At 75.2% G+C, this 15498-nt stretch carries 14 protein-coding genes; 9 read left to right on the top strand and 5 right to left on the bottom strand.

What is annotated here, in order from left to right:
- Positions 1 to 74: 74 nt before the first annotated feature.
- Positions 75 to 392, bottom strand: coding sequence for a cupin domain-containing protein (locus tag ACWDCZ_RS09250; RefSeq protein WP_049659213.1), 318 nt, complete (start codon positions 390 to 392; stop codon positions 75 to 77).
- 153 nt (positions 393 to 545) lie between these two features.
- Between ACWDCZ_RS09250 and ACWDCZ_RS09245 the strand changes: the two genes are divergently transcribed.
- Positions 546 to 809 (top strand): hypothetical protein, encoded by a 264-nt coding sequence (locus ACWDCZ_RS09245; protein WP_049659212.1) that lies wholly within the window; start codon positions 546 to 548, stop codon positions 807 to 809.
- A 100-nt stretch (positions 810 to 909) separates the two neighbouring features.
- Here the strand turns inward: ACWDCZ_RS09245 and ACWDCZ_RS09240 are convergent, their stop codons facing one another.
- Positions 910 to 2067, bottom strand: coding sequence for an acyl-CoA dehydrogenase family protein (locus ACWDCZ_RS09240; RefSeq protein ID WP_049659211.1), 1158 nt, complete (start codon positions 2065 to 2067; stop codon positions 910 to 912).
- A gap of 197 nt (positions 2068 to 2264) precedes the next feature.
- Here ACWDCZ_RS09240 and ACWDCZ_RS09235 point away from each other — a divergent pair, with 197 nt between their 5' ends.
- The gene (locus tag ACWDCZ_RS09235; protein ID WP_449815602.1) at positions 2265 to 3425 is read left to right on the top strand and encodes a TetR/AcrR family transcriptional regulator; all 1161 of its coding nucleotides are present in this window, start codon (positions 2265 to 2267) and stop codon (positions 3423 to 3425) included.
- Between the two features lie 34 nt (positions 3426 to 3459).
- Here ACWDCZ_RS09235 and ACWDCZ_RS09230 read toward each other — a convergent pair whose 3' ends face one another.
- Complete coding sequence (locus ACWDCZ_RS09230) at positions 3460 to 3834, bottom strand: hypothetical protein (RefSeq protein WP_449815601.1); 375 nt, start codon at positions 3832 to 3834, stop codon at positions 3460 to 3462.
- A 255-nt stretch (positions 3835 to 4089) separates the two neighbouring features.
- Here ACWDCZ_RS09230 and ACWDCZ_RS09225 point away from each other — a divergent pair, with 255 nt between their 5' ends.
- The 6 genes from ACWDCZ_RS09225 to ACWDCZ_RS09200 all read left to right on the top strand — a co-directional run bounded on the left by ACWDCZ_RS09225 (position 4090) and on the right by ACWDCZ_RS09200 (position 13960).
- A complete protein-coding gene (locus ACWDCZ_RS09225) occupies positions 4090 to 5994 on the top strand; it encodes an ATP-binding protein (RefSeq protein ID WP_049659465.1) in 1905 nt (634 codons plus the stop codon).
- A 61-nt stretch (positions 5995 to 6055) separates the two neighbouring features.
- Complete coding sequence (locus ACWDCZ_RS09220; RefSeq protein WP_449815600.1) at positions 6056 to 8416, top strand: hypothetical protein; 2361 nt, start codon at positions 6056 to 6058, stop codon at positions 8414 to 8416.
- Positions 8417 to 8616: 200 nt separating this feature from the next.
- Positions 8617 to 9270, top strand: coding sequence for a DedA family protein (locus ACWDCZ_RS09215; protein ID WP_049659017.1), 654 nt, complete (start codon positions 8617 to 8619; stop codon positions 9268 to 9270).
- Positions 9271 to 9389: 119 nt separating this feature from the next.
- Entirely contained in the window at positions 9390 to 11216 is a 1827-nt protein-coding gene (locus tag ACWDCZ_RS09210; RefSeq protein ID WP_259316639.1) for a threonine/serine exporter family protein, read from the top strand.
- An 89-nt stretch (positions 11217 to 11305) separates the two neighbouring features.
- Positions 11306 to 12379, top strand: a complete 1074-nt coding sequence (locus ACWDCZ_RS09205) for a hypothetical protein (RefSeq protein WP_449815599.1) — start codon at positions 11306 to 11308, stop codon at positions 12377 to 12379.
- Positions 12380 to 12664: 285 nt separating this feature from the next.
- Positions 12665 to 13960 carry a C40 family peptidase gene (locus ACWDCZ_RS09200; RefSeq protein WP_449815598.1) on the top strand — a complete coding sequence of 432 codons (1296 nt, stop codon included), beginning with the start codon at positions 12665 to 12667 and terminating at the stop codon, positions 13958 to 13960.
- Here the strand turns inward: ACWDCZ_RS09200 and ACWDCZ_RS09195 are convergent.
- Entirely contained in the window at positions 13945 to 14373 is a 429-nt protein-coding gene (locus ACWDCZ_RS09195; RefSeq protein ID WP_449815597.1) for a type II toxin-antitoxin system VapC family toxin, read from the bottom strand. The genes ACWDCZ_RS09200 and ACWDCZ_RS09195 overlap by 16 nt on opposite strands.
- Positions 14374 to 14495: 122 nt before the next feature.
- Complete coding sequence (locus ACWDCZ_RS09190) at positions 14496 to 14819, bottom strand: hypothetical protein (RefSeq protein WP_049658680.1); 324 nt, start codon at positions 14817 to 14819, stop codon at positions 14496 to 14498.
- Positions 14820 to 14943: 124 nt separating this feature from the next.
- Between ACWDCZ_RS09190 and ACWDCZ_RS09185 the strand changes: the two genes are divergently transcribed.
- Positions 14944 to 15465 carry a GNAT family N-acetyltransferase gene (locus ACWDCZ_RS09185; RefSeq protein WP_074001743.1) on the top strand — a complete coding sequence of 174 codons (522 nt, stop codon included), beginning with the start codon at positions 14944 to 14946 and terminating at the stop codon, positions 15463 to 15465.
- Positions 15466 to 15498 lie beyond the last annotated feature (33 nt).

The raw sequence follows: 15498 nt of genomic DNA, 5'->3' as shown, positions 1-15498 counted from the left end.
AACGTCCCGCCCGTGGGGTGCGCCCCGCCCGTGGGGAGCGCCCCGCGCGCCCGTAGCGGGTGTTCCGCCGCCCGCTACGCGGTGACGGCGGTCAGCAGCACCACCGAGTCGACGTGCGCCAGCAGCCCGTGCCGCTCCTGCGGGACGGGCTCCAGGCGGCCGGCCGCCAGTTCCAGCCGCCGGCCGGCGATGGTCAGCGAGACCCGGCCGCGCAGCACCTGGACGCTGCCCGCGGTGGGCGGGTTGTGCTCGTCCAGCGCGGTGCCGGCGGTCAGCGCGATCACGGTCTGCCGCAGGATCCCGTCGTGCAGGACCAGGTGGGCGCTGCGCCCGTGCGGGCTCTCGGCCGCCCGGGCGGCGTGCTCCACGGCGAGCTGTTCGAGATCGGGCATCGCGCCTCCTCCTCGCTCCGGGCGCACTCCGTGTGCCCAGGGTCGCGGACGCCCGGGGGCCCCGCACCCGGAAGCGCTCCGCACCCCGGAAGGGCCCCGCATCCCGGAGCGGCCCGAGGTGCAGCCCCCGCCGACTGCCCGCATCGTGGAGGCATGGCGACCAACCAGATCTTCAACGGGCTTCAGGTCAACCGCTCGCTGCTGGCCGGCGGCGTGGTGCTCACCGGCGTCGGTTCGCTGCTCGGCGCGGCCGGCGCGGCGATGGTGTGCGCCGCGCTGTTCACCGCCGGCCGCGGCTGGCTGCGGAACCTGGAGACCGCTCCGACCGCGCTCGCCCAGCGGGCCCTGCACGACGCGAAGGTGGCGTCCTCGGCCGGCTGGGACGCCTGGCGCGCCCAGCACGGCTCGCCCAACTGAGCCGGTGCGGCTGTCGGGCCGGGTGCGGCGGGTCACGCCTTCGGGTGGCCCGCCGCACCCGGCCCGAACGGCCCGAACGGCCCGAACGACCCGAACGGCCCTACAGCCCGAGCGACTTGGCGATGATGCTGCGCATGACCTCGCTGGTGCCGCCGTAGATCCGGAACACCCGGTTGTCGGTGTAGAGCCGGGCGATCGGGTACTCCAGGATGTAGCCGTAACCGCCGTGCAGCTGGAGGCACTTGTCGATCACGGTGGAGGCCGACTCGGTGCAGAACAGCTTCGCCGCGGCCGCGTCCGCGACGGTCAGCTCGCCGTCCTGGTACAGCTCCAGCGCCCGGTCCACCATCGACTGCTGCGCCACCACCTGGGCCTCGCAGTCGGCCAGGGTGAACTTGGTGTTCTGGAACTCGGCCACCGCCTTGCCGAACACCTTGCGGTCCTTGACGTACTGCACCGCGAACCGCACCGCCGCCGCGGACGCCGCGTAGGCGCCGACGGCGATCGCCAGCCGCTCCTGCACCAGGTTGTGGGTCAGGTAGGAGAAGGCCCGGCCCTCCTCGCCGAGCAGGTTCTCCACCGGCACCCGGACGTCGCTGAACGCCAGCTCGGCGGTGTCCGAGGTGCGCAGGCCGATCTTCTGCAGCTTGCGGCCGACGGTGTAGCCCGCGGAGGAGGTGTCCACGCAGAGGATGGACAGCCCGGCCCGGCGGTTCTCCGGGTCGTACGGGGCGGTGCGGCAGACCACCAGGACGAGGTCGGCCAGCACGCCGCCGGTGATGAAGGTCTTGGCGCCGTTCAGGACGTAGTGGGTGCCGTCCTCGGAGAGCCGCGCGGTGGTGGTGATGCCCGCGAGGTCGGAGCCGGCGCCCGGCTCGGTCATCGCGATCGCGGTCATGATGTCGCCGGAGACGAAGCCGGGCAGCCAGCGCCGCTTCTGCTCCTCGGTGGCGTACTCCAGCAGGTACGGCAGCACCAGGCCGGTGTGCACGCCCGAGGAGCCGAAGCTGACGCCCGCCCGGGCGGTCTCCTCGGCGACCACCGCCTGGTACTTGAACCCGCTCTCGCCCGCGCCGCCGTACTCCTCCGGCACCTCGATGCCGTAGACGCCGAGCGCGCCGAGCTGCCGGTAGAAGTCGCGCGGCGGGTGGCCCTCGGCCTCCCAGCTCTCGTAGACCGGGACGACCTCGTTGGCGATGAAGTCCCGGATGGTCTCCCGGAAGGCCTCGTGGTCCTCGTTGAACACGGTGCGGCGCACGGCGGCGCTCCCTTCGACGGCACCGGCCGGGGCTGCCGGCCGGGGCGGAACGTGCCTGGTGATGGCCCCACAAGTTAATCCGGGGTAGCTTCGACTGTCCAGCGTCCGAAGGCTATTGGAGCACGGGCGGCGGAGGCGGCAAGTGAATCATTGCTAGCCTGCTGGGAGTGTCCGGGGAGACAGCGGGGAGGCGCGCCATGGTGGTCCGACGGCCGCCCGGGCGGCGCGCCCAGATCCTGGCCGTGGCCGCCGACCGCTTCCACCGCAGCGGCTACCACCAGGTCTCGATGACCGAGGTCGCCGCCGGTGTCGGCATCACCGCGCCCGCGCTCTACCGGCACTTCCGCGGCAAGCCCGAACTGCTCGACCGCGCCGTCCGGTTGGGCCTGGACGCGCTCGCCGAGGGCCTGCGCCCGGCCCGCACCACCGCCGACCTCGGGGCCGCGCTGGCCGCCGTCGCGGTCGGCCACCGTCCGCTCGGCACCCTGGTGCAGCGCGACGCCCGGCTGCTGCCGCCGGCCCGGCGGGCGGCGCTGCGCCGCGAGCTGCGCGCGGACGTCACCCTGATGGTCGCCGTGCTGCGCGCGGAACGGCCGGAACTCGCCGTCGGGGACGCCGAGTTGCTCTGCTGGTCGGCGCTCTCGGCCTGCGCCGGGCTCTCCTACCAGTCGGCGGCGCCGCAGCCCCGACGGGCCGAGGCGCTGCTGCGCGAGGTGGTCGCGGCCGTCCTCGCGGTCTCCCCGGGCGGTACGGCCGCGGGGTCCGGCGCCGTGGCCGAGCCGCGGCCGACGCCGGAGCCCGGGGCGCGGGCGCGCCGGGAGGAACTGCTCGCGGCGGCCGTACGGCTGTTCCACCAGCGCGGCTTCGACAACGTCAGCACCGACCAGCTCGGCGCCGCCGTCGGCATCTCCGGCCCCAGCGTGTACCGGCACTTCGACAGCAAGGCCGAGCTGCTCGCCGCCTCGCTGGTGCGCAGCCGCGAGCGGCTCTGGCACGAGGTGGACGGCGCGATCGCGGCCGCCGCCGGGCCCGGGGCGGCGCTCGACGCCGGGCTGGGCGCGTACGTCGACTTCGCGCTGCGCAACGGGGACTACCTGGGCGCGATGCTCAGCGAGACGGAGCGGCTGGCCCCGCCCGACCGCCGGGCCGCGGTGGACTTCCGGCGGGACTTCCTGCGCACCTGGGTCGGACTGCTGCGGCAGGTGCGTCCCGGGTGCGACGCGGCGGCCGCCCGGATCCGGGTGCACGCGCTGTTCGCGCTGGTCAACGACGGGGTGCGGAACCGTCCGCACAACGCCCGGCCGGACCTCGGGGACTGCCTGCTGCGGCTCGGCCGGGCGGTGCTGGGGCTCTCCTGACCGAGGCTCCCCCGGGGCGAGTCGGTGGCGGGGCCTAGTAGAGGACGTGCGGGTAGTAGACCTGCGCGTCGACGCCGCGGTCGCGCCGGGGAGCGTCGCGCCGGAGGGACTTGTGCTGGACGGTGTTGCCCTGGTCGGCGCTGACCGTCCCGCCGTTGCCCGTCACCGCGACGCCGTTGTTCTGGTTGCCCGCACCCGAACCGGTGGCCGTCTGCTGGGTGTTGACCACATTGCCGTGGACGGTGCCGATGATGTTGCCGGAGCCGGAGTCGCTCACCACGCTGCCGTTGGAACGGTCGCTCGCACCGGCGCCGGAGCCGCTGTCGGCGTGCGCGGTGGCGGCACCGAGGCCGACGAGGAGGAGTGCCCCGAGGGCGGTGACGGCGGCGGCTGCGCGAATACGGGACACGCTGGTCTCCCTGGCGAGAAGCGAATGGTGGTGCTGCCTGGAGCGGCCGCCCCGGGGCGCCGGGACCTGGCGTCGCGCCTTCAGCATTCACCAGTGGGGTGGACGAACTCCACCGAACGGGTGGCAATTCCCCCGATGGTGGAGGGGTGGTCAATTCGACGTTGTCGAAGTTGACCGCATTCCGTCATTCCATCGGGAAGGCGTCGAGAAGAAAGAAATGGTCGCCAGATAGTCGCACTGGCACACTGAGGACCCATGTCTGATGGTGCCCCGCCCGAGTTCACCCCCGCCGAGGAGCTGCGCACGACCGAGGTCGATCTCGGCGGCCTGGTGAACGTCCTCGCCACCCACCTCTACTCCACCCCGCTGGTCGCCCTGCGCGAACTCGTCCAGAACGCCCACGACTCGCACACCCGCCGGCTCCTGGAGGACCCGGACGGCGACCACCGCCCGCTGATCCGGGTGCGCGCCGACGCCGCCCGGCGGACCGTCGCCATCGAGGACACCGGAGCCGGCCTCACCGAACCCGAGATCCACTCCTACCTGGCCACCGTCGGCACCGGCTACACCCGGATGCTGCGCGAACTGACCGGCAACCAGGAGCTGATCGGCGCCTTCGGCCTGGGCTTCCTCTCCGCCTTCTCGGTCGCCGACGAGGTCACCGTCACGACCACCTCGCACCGCGAGCCGGGGCTCGGCCACCGCTACCGCAGCCGCGGCGGCGAGCAGTACCAGGTCGAGCCGGTGCCCGCCCGGCCCCGGCCGGGCACGGTGGTCGAGCTGGCGCTCAAGGCCGAGCACGGCCACCTCGCCGACGAGGACGTCCTGCGCGACGTGCTCGGCCGCTACTGCGTGCTGCTGTCGGTCCCGGTGCACGTCGGCGAGGACGAGCGGCCGGTCAACTCGGTCGAGGTGCCCTGGCGCGGGCGTCCGGAGGGCGACCCGTACGCCGCCCGGATGCGCTTCGCCGCCGCCTTCGGCCGCCGCTTCGAGCCGCTCACCGCCTTCCCGGTCGAGCCGGTCGAGGGCGCCACCGACGCGGTCGGCCTGCTCTGGGTCCAGGACGGCGGCAGCTACGGCAGCAGCGACAACCGCGACCTCGCCGTCTACCTGCGCGGCATGCTGCTCGCCGAGGACGCCCGCGACCTGCTGCCCCGCTGGGCCGGGTTCATCGGCGGCGTGGTCGAGTCCGACCGGCTCACCCCCACCGCCAGCCGCGAGGACCTCCAGCGCGACGAGCACTACCACGCGCTCCGGAAGGCCCTCGCCGACGCCATCGTGGACGGCCTGTACGAGACCGCCCGGCTGCGGCCCGCCGCCTGGCGCCGCATCCTCACCCGGCACGGCAACGACCTGCTCGGCGCCGCGCTCTGCGACGAGCGGCTGTTCACCCTGCTCGCCGACGACGTCCCGGTGCCCACCTCCCAGGGCGACCTCACGGCCGGCGCGCTGCGCGCGGCGGGCGGCGGCGCGGTGCACGTCGCGCTCGGCAGCGGCGGCGGCTTCGAGGAGATGCTGTACCGGGCGATGCGGGTGCCGATCGCGCGCGGCGACCGCTACGCCGTCCTGCCGTTCCTGCACCGCTACGCCGAACTGCGCGGCTGCCGGGTGGTCGAGCTGGGCAGCGAACGCGGCAACCGCGAGCTGTTCCGCGACCCGGAGCGCCCGCTGCCGGAGCACGAGGCGGCCTGGCTGGCCGGCGCCCTCGCCGACCCGGGCGAGCAGCTCGTCCCGGCCCGCTTCGACCCGCCCGGCCTGCCGCTGGTGCTGGTGCCGGACCGCGAGGCCGAGCTGAAGGCCCGGATCGAGGACGACCAGGCGGACGCCCGGATACCGTCCGCCGCCCTGCGGCTGGCCCGCGCCTTCACCGCCCGCACCGACGGCGGGGTCCGGGCCCGGCTCTACCTCAACCTGGCCAGCCCGGCGGTCCGGGACCTGCTCGCCGCCTACCGCGCCGGGCACACCGGCAGCGCGACCGCGGCCGGGCTGCTCCGCTCGATCAAGGTGATCATGGCCGCGGCCTCGTCCGGCCCGTCCGAGGGCGACCTCACCGCCGCGCTGGCCGGCATCGGCACCGCGGTCTCCGCGCTGACCGCCGCCGTCCCGGCCGGGCTGCCGGAGGTCCCGGACAGCCCCGGCGCGCTCACGGAGGAGCCGTGACGGACGGACTGTCAGTGGGGTGCGGTAGACAACTCATCAGCACGACGCAGGGGGAACAGCCATGACCACCGACATCTGGGCCTGGGTGCGGGACACCCACCGGCAGCTGGCCGAGGCCGGCCACCACCGGCTGGCCGACGCCATCGTCGAGCTGCCCGAGCACGCCACCGAGGGGCGCAACGAGCAGCTGGACGCGCTCTACCCGGAGGCGGTGGCCGCCGCCCGGGCGCTCGGCCTGCCCTGGGTCGAGGTCTACCTGCGGCACTGGCGGATGCAGAACCTGCTGAACAAGCGCCAGCAGGGCGAGGCGGTGCTGCCCGAGGCGGTCGACCTGCTGGAGTTCGCCCACCGGGAGGACACCGAGGGCTGCCCGCAGTCCGTCTGCGTGGTGCAGGACTTCGCGATCTGCCACGCCCGGGTCGACGGGCCGGGGTACGTGGCCGAGCGCCTCGCCGTGGTCGGCGAGACGCTCGACCGGATCGAGCCCGACCGGGCCTGCTACGACTGCCTCTCCCGCGAGTACTCCGACGCCCTGGAGGACGACGGCCGGGCGGCCGAGGCGCTGGACCACCTGGACTCCGCGGCCAACCGGATGCGGGCGGCCGGCCAGCCGGTCTCGCTCCGCTTCCACCAGGCCCGGGCCGGCACCCTGCACCTGCTGGGCCGGCACGAGGAGGTGCTGGAGCTGCTGGCGACGGCCGAGCGGGCCGAGCAGACGCAGGGGCGCCGGCTGGACGAGCGGGACCAGCGCTGGGGCGCCCTGCTGCGGGCCCGCGCGCTCGCCGCGCTCGGCCGCACCGAGGAGTCGCTCGCCCTGCTGCCCGAGCGGGCCGAGGCCGAACGCCACGCCGACCTGCGCGGCACCTGGGCGGAGACGGCCGAGCTGCTGGTCGCGGCCGGCGCCCGGGAGAACGACGCCGAGCTGGGCGCCGTCCTGGCCGGCTGGGTCGGCTACCTGGACGGCGTCGGCGCGCACCGCCCCTGCGTGGACCTGCTGCTGGCGGCGGGCCGGCTCGCGCTCGCCCGCGGCGCCCGCACGGTGGCCCTGACCCTCGCCGCGACCGGAGAGCGCAAGCTCACCCGGCTGCGGCGCACCGACGGCGTGTCGGAGCAGGTCGCGGCCCTGCGCGCGGCCGCCGAGGCCCTGCCGGAGCCCGAGCTGCCCGTCCCGCCGGGCGAGCTGACGGCGCACCTGGCCGAGGTCGGGGTGCCCTACGAGACCGGCGCCGACCTGCTCTCCGTCGCCCTGGACCGGTACCGGGGTGAGCAGGCCGGCGCCACCGAACTGGCGGTGCTCCTGGCCACCGTGCTGGGCGGCCTCGGCCACGCCCGCGCCGCGGCCGACCTGCTGTGGCGGCACCTGGAGGACGACCCGGCCGACCGCGAGCTGACCGGCGCGCTCGGCGAGATGCTGATCGACGCCCGGGACGCCGAGGGCATAGGCCGCCTCGCCGACCGGGTGGCCGTCACCGCCCCGGCCGACGGGCACTGGATACGGGCCCGCTGGGCCGCCGCCGAGGGCCGCTGGGCCGAGGCGCTGGAGCGGTGCCAGGAGATCCTGGCGCTGGACGACGAGGTGCTCAACACCCGCCGCCTCGCCGCCCGCGCCGCCACCGAACTGGGCGACCACGCCACCGCCCAGCGGATGTACCTGGAGCTGCTGGAGCGCGCGGCGCCGGCCGACGGCGCCGCCGAGGAGGAGGACGGCCACCGGACGGTCCAGGAGCCGGACCTCTGGCACCTGATCACCGCCGCCACCGCCAACCGGGACTGGGCCGTGGTCCGCTCCACCGGCGCGCTGCTCGACATCGAGTTCGACGAGCCCGAGGGCCCGGTGGACGAGGAGTGGCAGCTGGTCACCGTCCGCGCCACCCGTACCAACGGCGCGACGTCCGACCTGCCCGCGCTCCGGACGGGCCCGGCCACCGCCCGCATCCTGCCGGTGCTCGGCGACGACCTGACGCTCAACCACGGCGACGTGGTGGTCTTCGCCCCGGCCCTGCTGGAACGCCCGCCGGCCGAGGACGCCCCCGAGGAGGAGCGGCAGCGCTGGCGCCCGGTGTTCGAGCTGCTCACCCTGCTCGACCCGGCCGGGTACACCACGTACTGGATCGACGGCGGCTGGCCCGGCGACGAGCCGTGGTCGGCGCTGCGGGAGGAGCTGCACGAGGCCGGGTGCGCGGTCTGGGTGTACAGCGGCGACGAGTACCGGATCACCGACCCGGCGGAGGGCGGCGACACCCTGCCCGGCGTCTACGCGGCCCTCGGCGTGCCGCCGACCGCCTCGGCCGCCGAGGCCGACGCCCTGCTGCTGCGGCTGACCGGCGGCTGGGCGCACCCGCTCGCCTGGCCGGAGCTGGCCAAGGCGGCCGGCGCGGACCTCGCCCGGCACGAGGAGACGGTCGAGCGCTACGGGCTCTGACCGCCCCCGACCGTACGGCCCCGGCGGGCCGGCCCTCCCGGGCCCCCGCCGGGGCCGTACGCGTTCCCGGGCTCTCACCGCGCGGCCCGCTCCCTGCCGGCGCCGCGTCCGTCCGACGGGAACCATCCGGTGCCGCCCCGAGTCTTTGTCAATGCTTTACCATTCCATTGCCAAGACCCGACCTTCGGAGTGCCCGCACCGTGACCAGCCTCGCCCTCGGCCCGTCCTGGCTCGATCCGACCACCCTGATCTCCACCTTCGGCCTGATCGGCATCCTGGCCATCGTCTTCGCCGAGTCCGGCCTGCTGATCGGCTTCTTCCTGCCGGGTGACTCGCTGCTGTTCACCACCGGCCTGCTGGTGGCCGGCGGCACCTACCTGCACCAGCCGCTCTGGCTGGTCTGCGCGCTGATCGTGGTCGCCGCGGTGGCCGGGGACCAGGTCGGCTACCTCTTCGGCCGCAAGGTCGGCCCGAGCCTGTTCCGCCGCCCCGACTCCCGGGTCTTCAAGCAGGAGAACGTGGAGAAGGCCGCCGCCTTCTTCGACCGGCACGGGCCCAAGGCGATCGTGCTGGCCCGCTTCGTGCCGATCGTGCGCACCTTCACCCCGATCGTGGCCGGGGTGAGCAGGATGAACTACCGCGGCTTCGTGGTGTTCAACCTGGTCGGCGGCGTGCTGTGGGGCGGCGGGGTCACCGTGCTCGGCTACTTCCTGGGGCAGATCCCGTTCGTCCGGGACAACATCGAGGCCATCCTGGTCGGCATCGTGCTGGTCTCGGTGATCCCGGTGGCGGTCGAGCTGCTGCGGGCACGCCGCTCCGGTGCGGCCGCCGCCGACCGGCACCGCGCCGGGTAGGCGTCCGCCGCTCCGGCCACGGGACGCCGCGTACATGTGCGTCGGGCTGTTCGATCAGGCAAGGTGTAACCCGAGATCGAGCGGTGGCCGGCGGCCGCCAGGGGCGGCAAGGAGTGGAAGTGCCTAAGCGGGGCCGACCGGGTGCGGGCAAGCGGGCGAGGGGAGGCCGGGCGGCCCGACAGCCGCGGCAGGCGTCCCCGAAGCCGGTGCACCCCGCCGACGCCCCGCCCACCGAGGGCCTGCTCGGCCACCCCGCCCCGGTGGTCGAGCCCACCACCGTCGTGCCGCTCGTGCCGCCCGTCCCGGAGACCAGGGGCCTGCTGGCCCCGGAGCCCGAGCGGGTGTCCGAGCCGGTGCCCGCGTCCGTGGCCGGGCGGGTCGAGGCCGGGCGGGTCGAGGACGAGCGCCCGGTCCGCCGCCGCTCGGTCGCCGAGGACACCCTCACCCCCGAGGAGTGGCGGGCGGCCGGCTACACCCCGCCCACCGGCATCCCGGTCCCGGACCTGACCGCCGGCGCCCCCGGCGAGGCGCCCTGGCCGGACCGGATGCGCACCCTGCTGCGCACCCCGATGTCCGAGCGCCCCGCGTTCGAGCGCACCGCCCGCGAGATGCACCCCTCCGCGGCGGTCACCCGCAACGTCCCGCGCATCCTCGACCTGACGCTGCGCATCGGCGAGCTGCTGCTGGCCAGCGGCGAGGCCGCCGAGGACGTCGAGGCGGCGATGCTCGGCATCGCGCACGCCTACCGGCTGGACCGCTGCGAGCCGCAGGTCACCTTCACCCTGATCGGCATCTCGTACCAGCCCTCGCTGGTCGAGCCGCCGGTCACCGCCGACCGCGTGGTGCGCCGCCGCACCTCCGACTACACCCGGCTCGACGCGGTGTACGCGCTGGTCGCGGACATCACCGCGGAGCAGGTGACGGTCAACGACGCCTACCGCCGGCTCGCGGCGATGCGCCGCAACCGGCACCCGTACCCGGCCTGGTTCCTCGCCCTGACCACCGGCCTGCTGGCCGGCGCGGCGACCTTCCTGGTCGGCGGGAAGATCGACGACAAGGCCTGGCTGGTCTTCGCGAGCGCCTTCGTCGCGGCCGTCCTCGGCGACCGGCTGGCCTCCGCCCTGGCCAAGCGCCGGCTGCCGGAGTTCTACCAGTTCGTGGCGGCCGCGATGCCGGCCGCGGCCTCCGGCATCATCCTCTCGCTCAACGACTGGGGCCTGCGCGGCTCGGTCGTGATCACCGGTGGCCTGTTCGCCCTGCTGCCCGGGCGCGCCCTGGTCGCCGCCGTGCAGGACGGCCTGACCGGCTTCTACATCACCGCCGCGGCCCGTCTGCTGGAAGTGGTCTACCTGGTCGCGGGCATCGTGATCGGGGTGATGGTGATCCTCTACCTGGGGGTCGGCTTCGAGGCGAACCTGCGCCCGGACGAGAGCCTGGTGGGCGTCAACTACCCGCCGGTCCAGATGGTCGCCGCGATGCTGCTGACCCTGGCCTTCGCGACGCTGCTCCAGACCGACCGCCGGACGCTGGCCCTGGTCACCGTCAACAGCGGCATCGGCTGGGCCAGCTACGGCGCGCTGGTGTACAACGCGGGCGTCAACCCGATCGCGGCGACCGGTGTGGCGGCCGGCCTGGTCGGCCTGTTCGGACAGCTGATGGCGCGCTACCGCAACGGTTCGGCGCTGCCGTACGTGACCGCCGCGATCGGCCCGCTGATGCCCGGTTCGGCGCTCTACCTCGGGATGCTCGCCTTCGCCCAGGGGCACTCCAGCGCCGGTCTGGTGTCGGTCTTCCGGGCGGCGGCGATCGCGATGGCGCTGGCGGTCGGGGTGAACCTCGGCGGGGAGATCGCCCGGCTGTTCCTGAAGCTGCCGGTCGGCGCCGAGCGCCCGTCGCTCTACCCGGTCATGCCCCGCCGGGCGGCCAAGCGCACCCGGGGCTTCTGACCGGACGGCGACCCGGTGTTGGGGGAGACGTGGGCCCCGGGCCACGTCACGGCAGGCAGGACGCAGGACCAGGAACGAAGGTAAGACCCATGACGACACTGCTGGACGGCTACCGCGAGCACATCGTCGCCGCGCACAAGCAACCGCTGTTCCTGCTGCTGGTCGGATTCATCACCTCCTTCGTCTTCATCCGGTTCAGCGTCCGGATGATCCGCGCCCAGGTGCGCTGGTGGCCGGGCAACGTGACCCCGGGCGGCCTGCACATCCACCACATGGTGTTCGGCCTGGGCTTCCTGCTGCTCGGCGGCATCGGGGTGTTCGCCACCTACGGCGGGCACCCGTGGATCGACTGGTTCGGGCTGGCCTTCGGCATCGGCTGCGGCCTGGTGCTGGACGAGTTCGCGCTGATCCTGCACCTGGACGACGTGTACTGGAGCGAACAGGGCCGCAAGTCGGTGGACGCGGTGATCTTCGGCATCCTGTTCACCTCCCTGCTGCTGGTCGGGTACGTGCCGCTCGGCGTGGTGCCCGGCGAGGAGACCAGGTGGGGGCTGATCACGATCATCTCGGTGAACTCGCTGGCCTCGGTGGTCACCCTGCTCAAGGGCAAGGTGTGGACCGGCCTGCTCGGGATCATGGTCCCCGGCCTGTCCTGGATCGGGGCGATCCGGCTGGCCCGCCCGAGCAGCCCCTGGGCCCGCTGGCGGTACGCCACGCGCCCCCGGCGCCGGGCGCGTGCGCTGCGGCGTGAGCGCCTGCTGCACCGGCGCGCGGACCGGGCCCGCACCTGGCTCTTCGACCTGATCGCCGGGGCCCCCGACAAGGTGCCCGCCAACCACCCGGCCGCGCACCGGGTGGCCGAGCGGATGGCCGCCCGGGCCAGCGCCCACCTCGACGCGCACGCCGCCCGGGCGCTGGCCCGCCGTCAGGCCCGACTGGCCGACCGCCGCTCGGCGGCCGCCGCCGGGACGGCGGGGCGGGCCCCGGGTGCGGCGGACCCGGCGGCCGGGCCCGGTCCGGACCGCTCCCGCCAGGCGCAGCAGCGTCGCCGTACCGTCCGGGCGGGGCGCAGCCGGGCCTTCGCCGTCGGTCCGACCGGGCTGGAGAGCCGGCCCGCGCGGCACCCCAGGCTGCGGACGCACACCCGCCGGATCGGCCGGTAGCCCGCCCTGCCCGGTCGGCCCTCCTTCGTCCGCCTCGGGCGCGCGCGGTCGGAGCCGAGGTTTGGTCAGATCATCTGATCGTCACTCGATTGGCGGGGCACGTTTCCAGGTGTGAAGGCCGCCGGAATTGAGAACATGAGCGTCATGTGACCGTTCTGTCACGTGATGGGATGATTCATCGGACTCCCCGCCACCACCGGGCCGCCGGGCCGTCGCCCGCCCGCCCCGATGCCGCGCACCGTCCGACGCCGTCCCCTCCGGACCCGTCAGAAGGGATGATGTCGCGTGGCTCGCAGGCTCCTGCCGACCCTCCTGTTGTCCCTCACCGCACTGCTCGGACTGCTCCCCGCCGCCCAGGCCGCCCCCGCGCTCGGCGAACCCGTCACCGGTGCACCGGCGGTCGGCCGGCCCGCGGACGAGGAGCCGTACCCGACCACCGAGGAGATCGACCGGGCCCGGGCCGAGGCCGAGGGCAAGGCCTCCTCGGCCGCCGCCCTGGAGGCCGCCCTCACCGCCGCCCGGGCCGAGCTGGACCGGGCCGGGCGCACCGCCGAACAGGCCGTCGAGGCCTACAACGGCGCCCAGCTGGCCCTCGCCCGGGCCCGCGCCGAGGAGGCCGCCGCCGCGCAGCGCGCCGCGGCCGCCGAGACCGAGCGGGTGGCCGCCGCCGAGGACGCGGCCCGGCTCGCGGCCGAGACCTACCGGCAGGGCGCGGGCGCCGAACTGTCCGCCCTCAACGCCCTGCTCGGCGCCCACGGCCCGCGCGAGGCGGGCGAGCGCGCCGCCGCGGTCGGCCAGGTCAGTGAGCGCACCCGGCAGATCCTGGACGCCGCCACCTCCACGGCCGCCGCCGCCCGCCGCGCCTCCGCCGAGGCCCGGGCCGCCACCGGGGCTGCCGGGAAGGCCGCCGCCGAGGTCGGCGCGGCCAAGGCCCGGGCCGAACAGCGGCTGGCCGCCCAGCAGAGCGAGGTGGCCGCCGCCGGGCAGCGCCGCGAGCAGCTGCTCGTCGAACTGGCCGCCGCCCGGAACACCACCGTCGAGCTGGAACGCCGGCGCCGCGAGGCCCTGGAGGCGATCGCCGCCCGCGAGGCCGAGGCCGCCGCCCGCGCCGCCGCCGAGCAGGCCGCCCGGGAAGCCGAGGCCGCGGCGGCGGCAGAGGCGGCAGCGGCCGCCGCTGCCAGGGCCCAGGCCCCGCCCCCCGCCCGTCCGTGGTCCGCCGAGGGCGCGGCCGCCGCCATCGCCTTCGCCAAGTCCAAGATCGGCCTGCCCTACGTCTGGGGCGGCGAGGGCCCGGGCGGCTACGACTGCTCCGGGCTGACGATGATGGCCTGGCGCGAGGGCGGCCGGCAGCTCAACCACTTCGCCGCCGACCAGTACGCCCAGAGCACCCCGATCGGCTACCGCCAGCTGCGCCCGGGCGACCTGGTCTTCTGGACCGACACCGGCCGCGCCGCCGACATCTACCACGTCGGGCTCTACATCGGCGACGACCAGATGATCGAGGCCCCGCGGGCCGGCATGCCGGTCAAGCAGGCCAGCCTCTGGATCATGGGCACCCCGAACTTCTACGCCCGCCCCTGACCCCCGGGCCGGCGAGCTGCGGTCAGCACCTCGACGGGGGCGGTCGGCACCACCCCCTCGGCGGCGGCCGCGAGGGCGGGGTCGAGGGTGACCAGGGCGTCCGCCTGGAGCCGGGTCAGCGCGAGGTACTCGGCGTCCGGGGTGTCCGGCAGGCCGAGCCGCTCGGCGATCCGCCAGGCGGTGGCCTGCTGGACGCGGTCGCCGAGCAGCCGGATCCGCAGCGCCCGCACCGCGTCGAGCGCGCGTTCGGCGTCCCGCTCGGCCAACTCGCCCCGCCGGACGGCCCCGTAGAGGAGCGACAGCAGCTGCGAGCGCAGCAGGGTCGGGGCCGGCAGCTGGTGCCCGGTGGGGGCCGCGGCCCCGTCCCGGACCAGGTGGAGGGCCACCTCCGGAGTGATCACGTACGTGGCCATGGCGGTGGCGGCCTCCTCGGGGCGCGGGGATCGCCGACCAGTCAACTCCGGCGGGCGCCGCCGATGGTGGACGCCACGAGGACCGCCGTGAAGGCCGTCACGAAGGCCGCCGCTCCGGCGGGCTACCGGTCGGCCAGGTCGGCCAGGGCCTGGCGGCTGTCGCGCAGCCGCACGACGGTCCAGCCCCAGGCGGCGGCGAACGGGAGCGACACGAGGAACACGGCGAGCGCGCCGCCGATCCGCCCGATCATCTCGGAGTCGCAGGCCTCCGCCATGTGGAAGCCGGTCGGCTCGTAGAAGGCCGGTGTGCCGCAGATCCCCGCGGCCGGGAGGAAGACCAGCCACAGTGCCCAGAGCCAGCCGGCCACGGTCAGCCCGCCGACCAGCTTCACCGCCAGCGACCAGCTCTCGTAGTCCTTCAGCCGGCGGACGTACTGGTCCTCCATGGTTCCCCCCGAAAACGGATCGTTTGTGCCTGAACCGGCACGAGGATGCCAGGTCGGGCCGCCGGGACGCCACTGTCGGCGGGTCGCGCTAGCGTGGCCGCCGGACCGGCACTGAGGAGGCGTCATGCGGCTGCGGGATGTTCGGGCGGGGGACGTCGAGGCGTACGTCCGGATGCGGTGCGACCCGGTGATGATGGCCGAGCTGGGCGGGCCGCTGCCCCGGGAGAAGGTGGAGGCGCGGCTGCGCAAGGACCTGGCCGAGGTGGCCGCGGACGGCGCGTGGATCAGGATGATCGTGCCGGACTCCGCCGGTGGCGACGAGGCCGCGGGCGTCGTCACGCTCTGGTCGGACGAGGAGGACGGCGTGCCGGTCTCCGAGATCGGCTGGATGGTGCTGCCCGAGTACCAGGGCCGCGGCCTCGCCAAGGCGGCCGTCCGCCTGGTGCTGGACGCCGCCGCCGAGGACGGCCGCTGGGGCGAGGTGCACGCCAACCCGGGGACGGCCAACGGGCCGTCCAACGGGATCTGCCGGGCGCTCGGCTTCCGGCTGCTCGGCGAGCGGGACCTGGACTTCGCGGACCGCGTCCTGCGGACCAACCACTGGGTGGTGGTGCCGGGCGAGCACACCGGGTCGCGCACGGAATAAATCGGATGCCGCCCCCGAAAGGCCGCCGTACGG

The organism is Kitasatospora sp. NPDC001225 (assembly GCF_053597855.1).
Note: the sequence above shows the minus strand (reverse complement) of the source record. Positions and strands in the feature narration are given on the sequence as shown.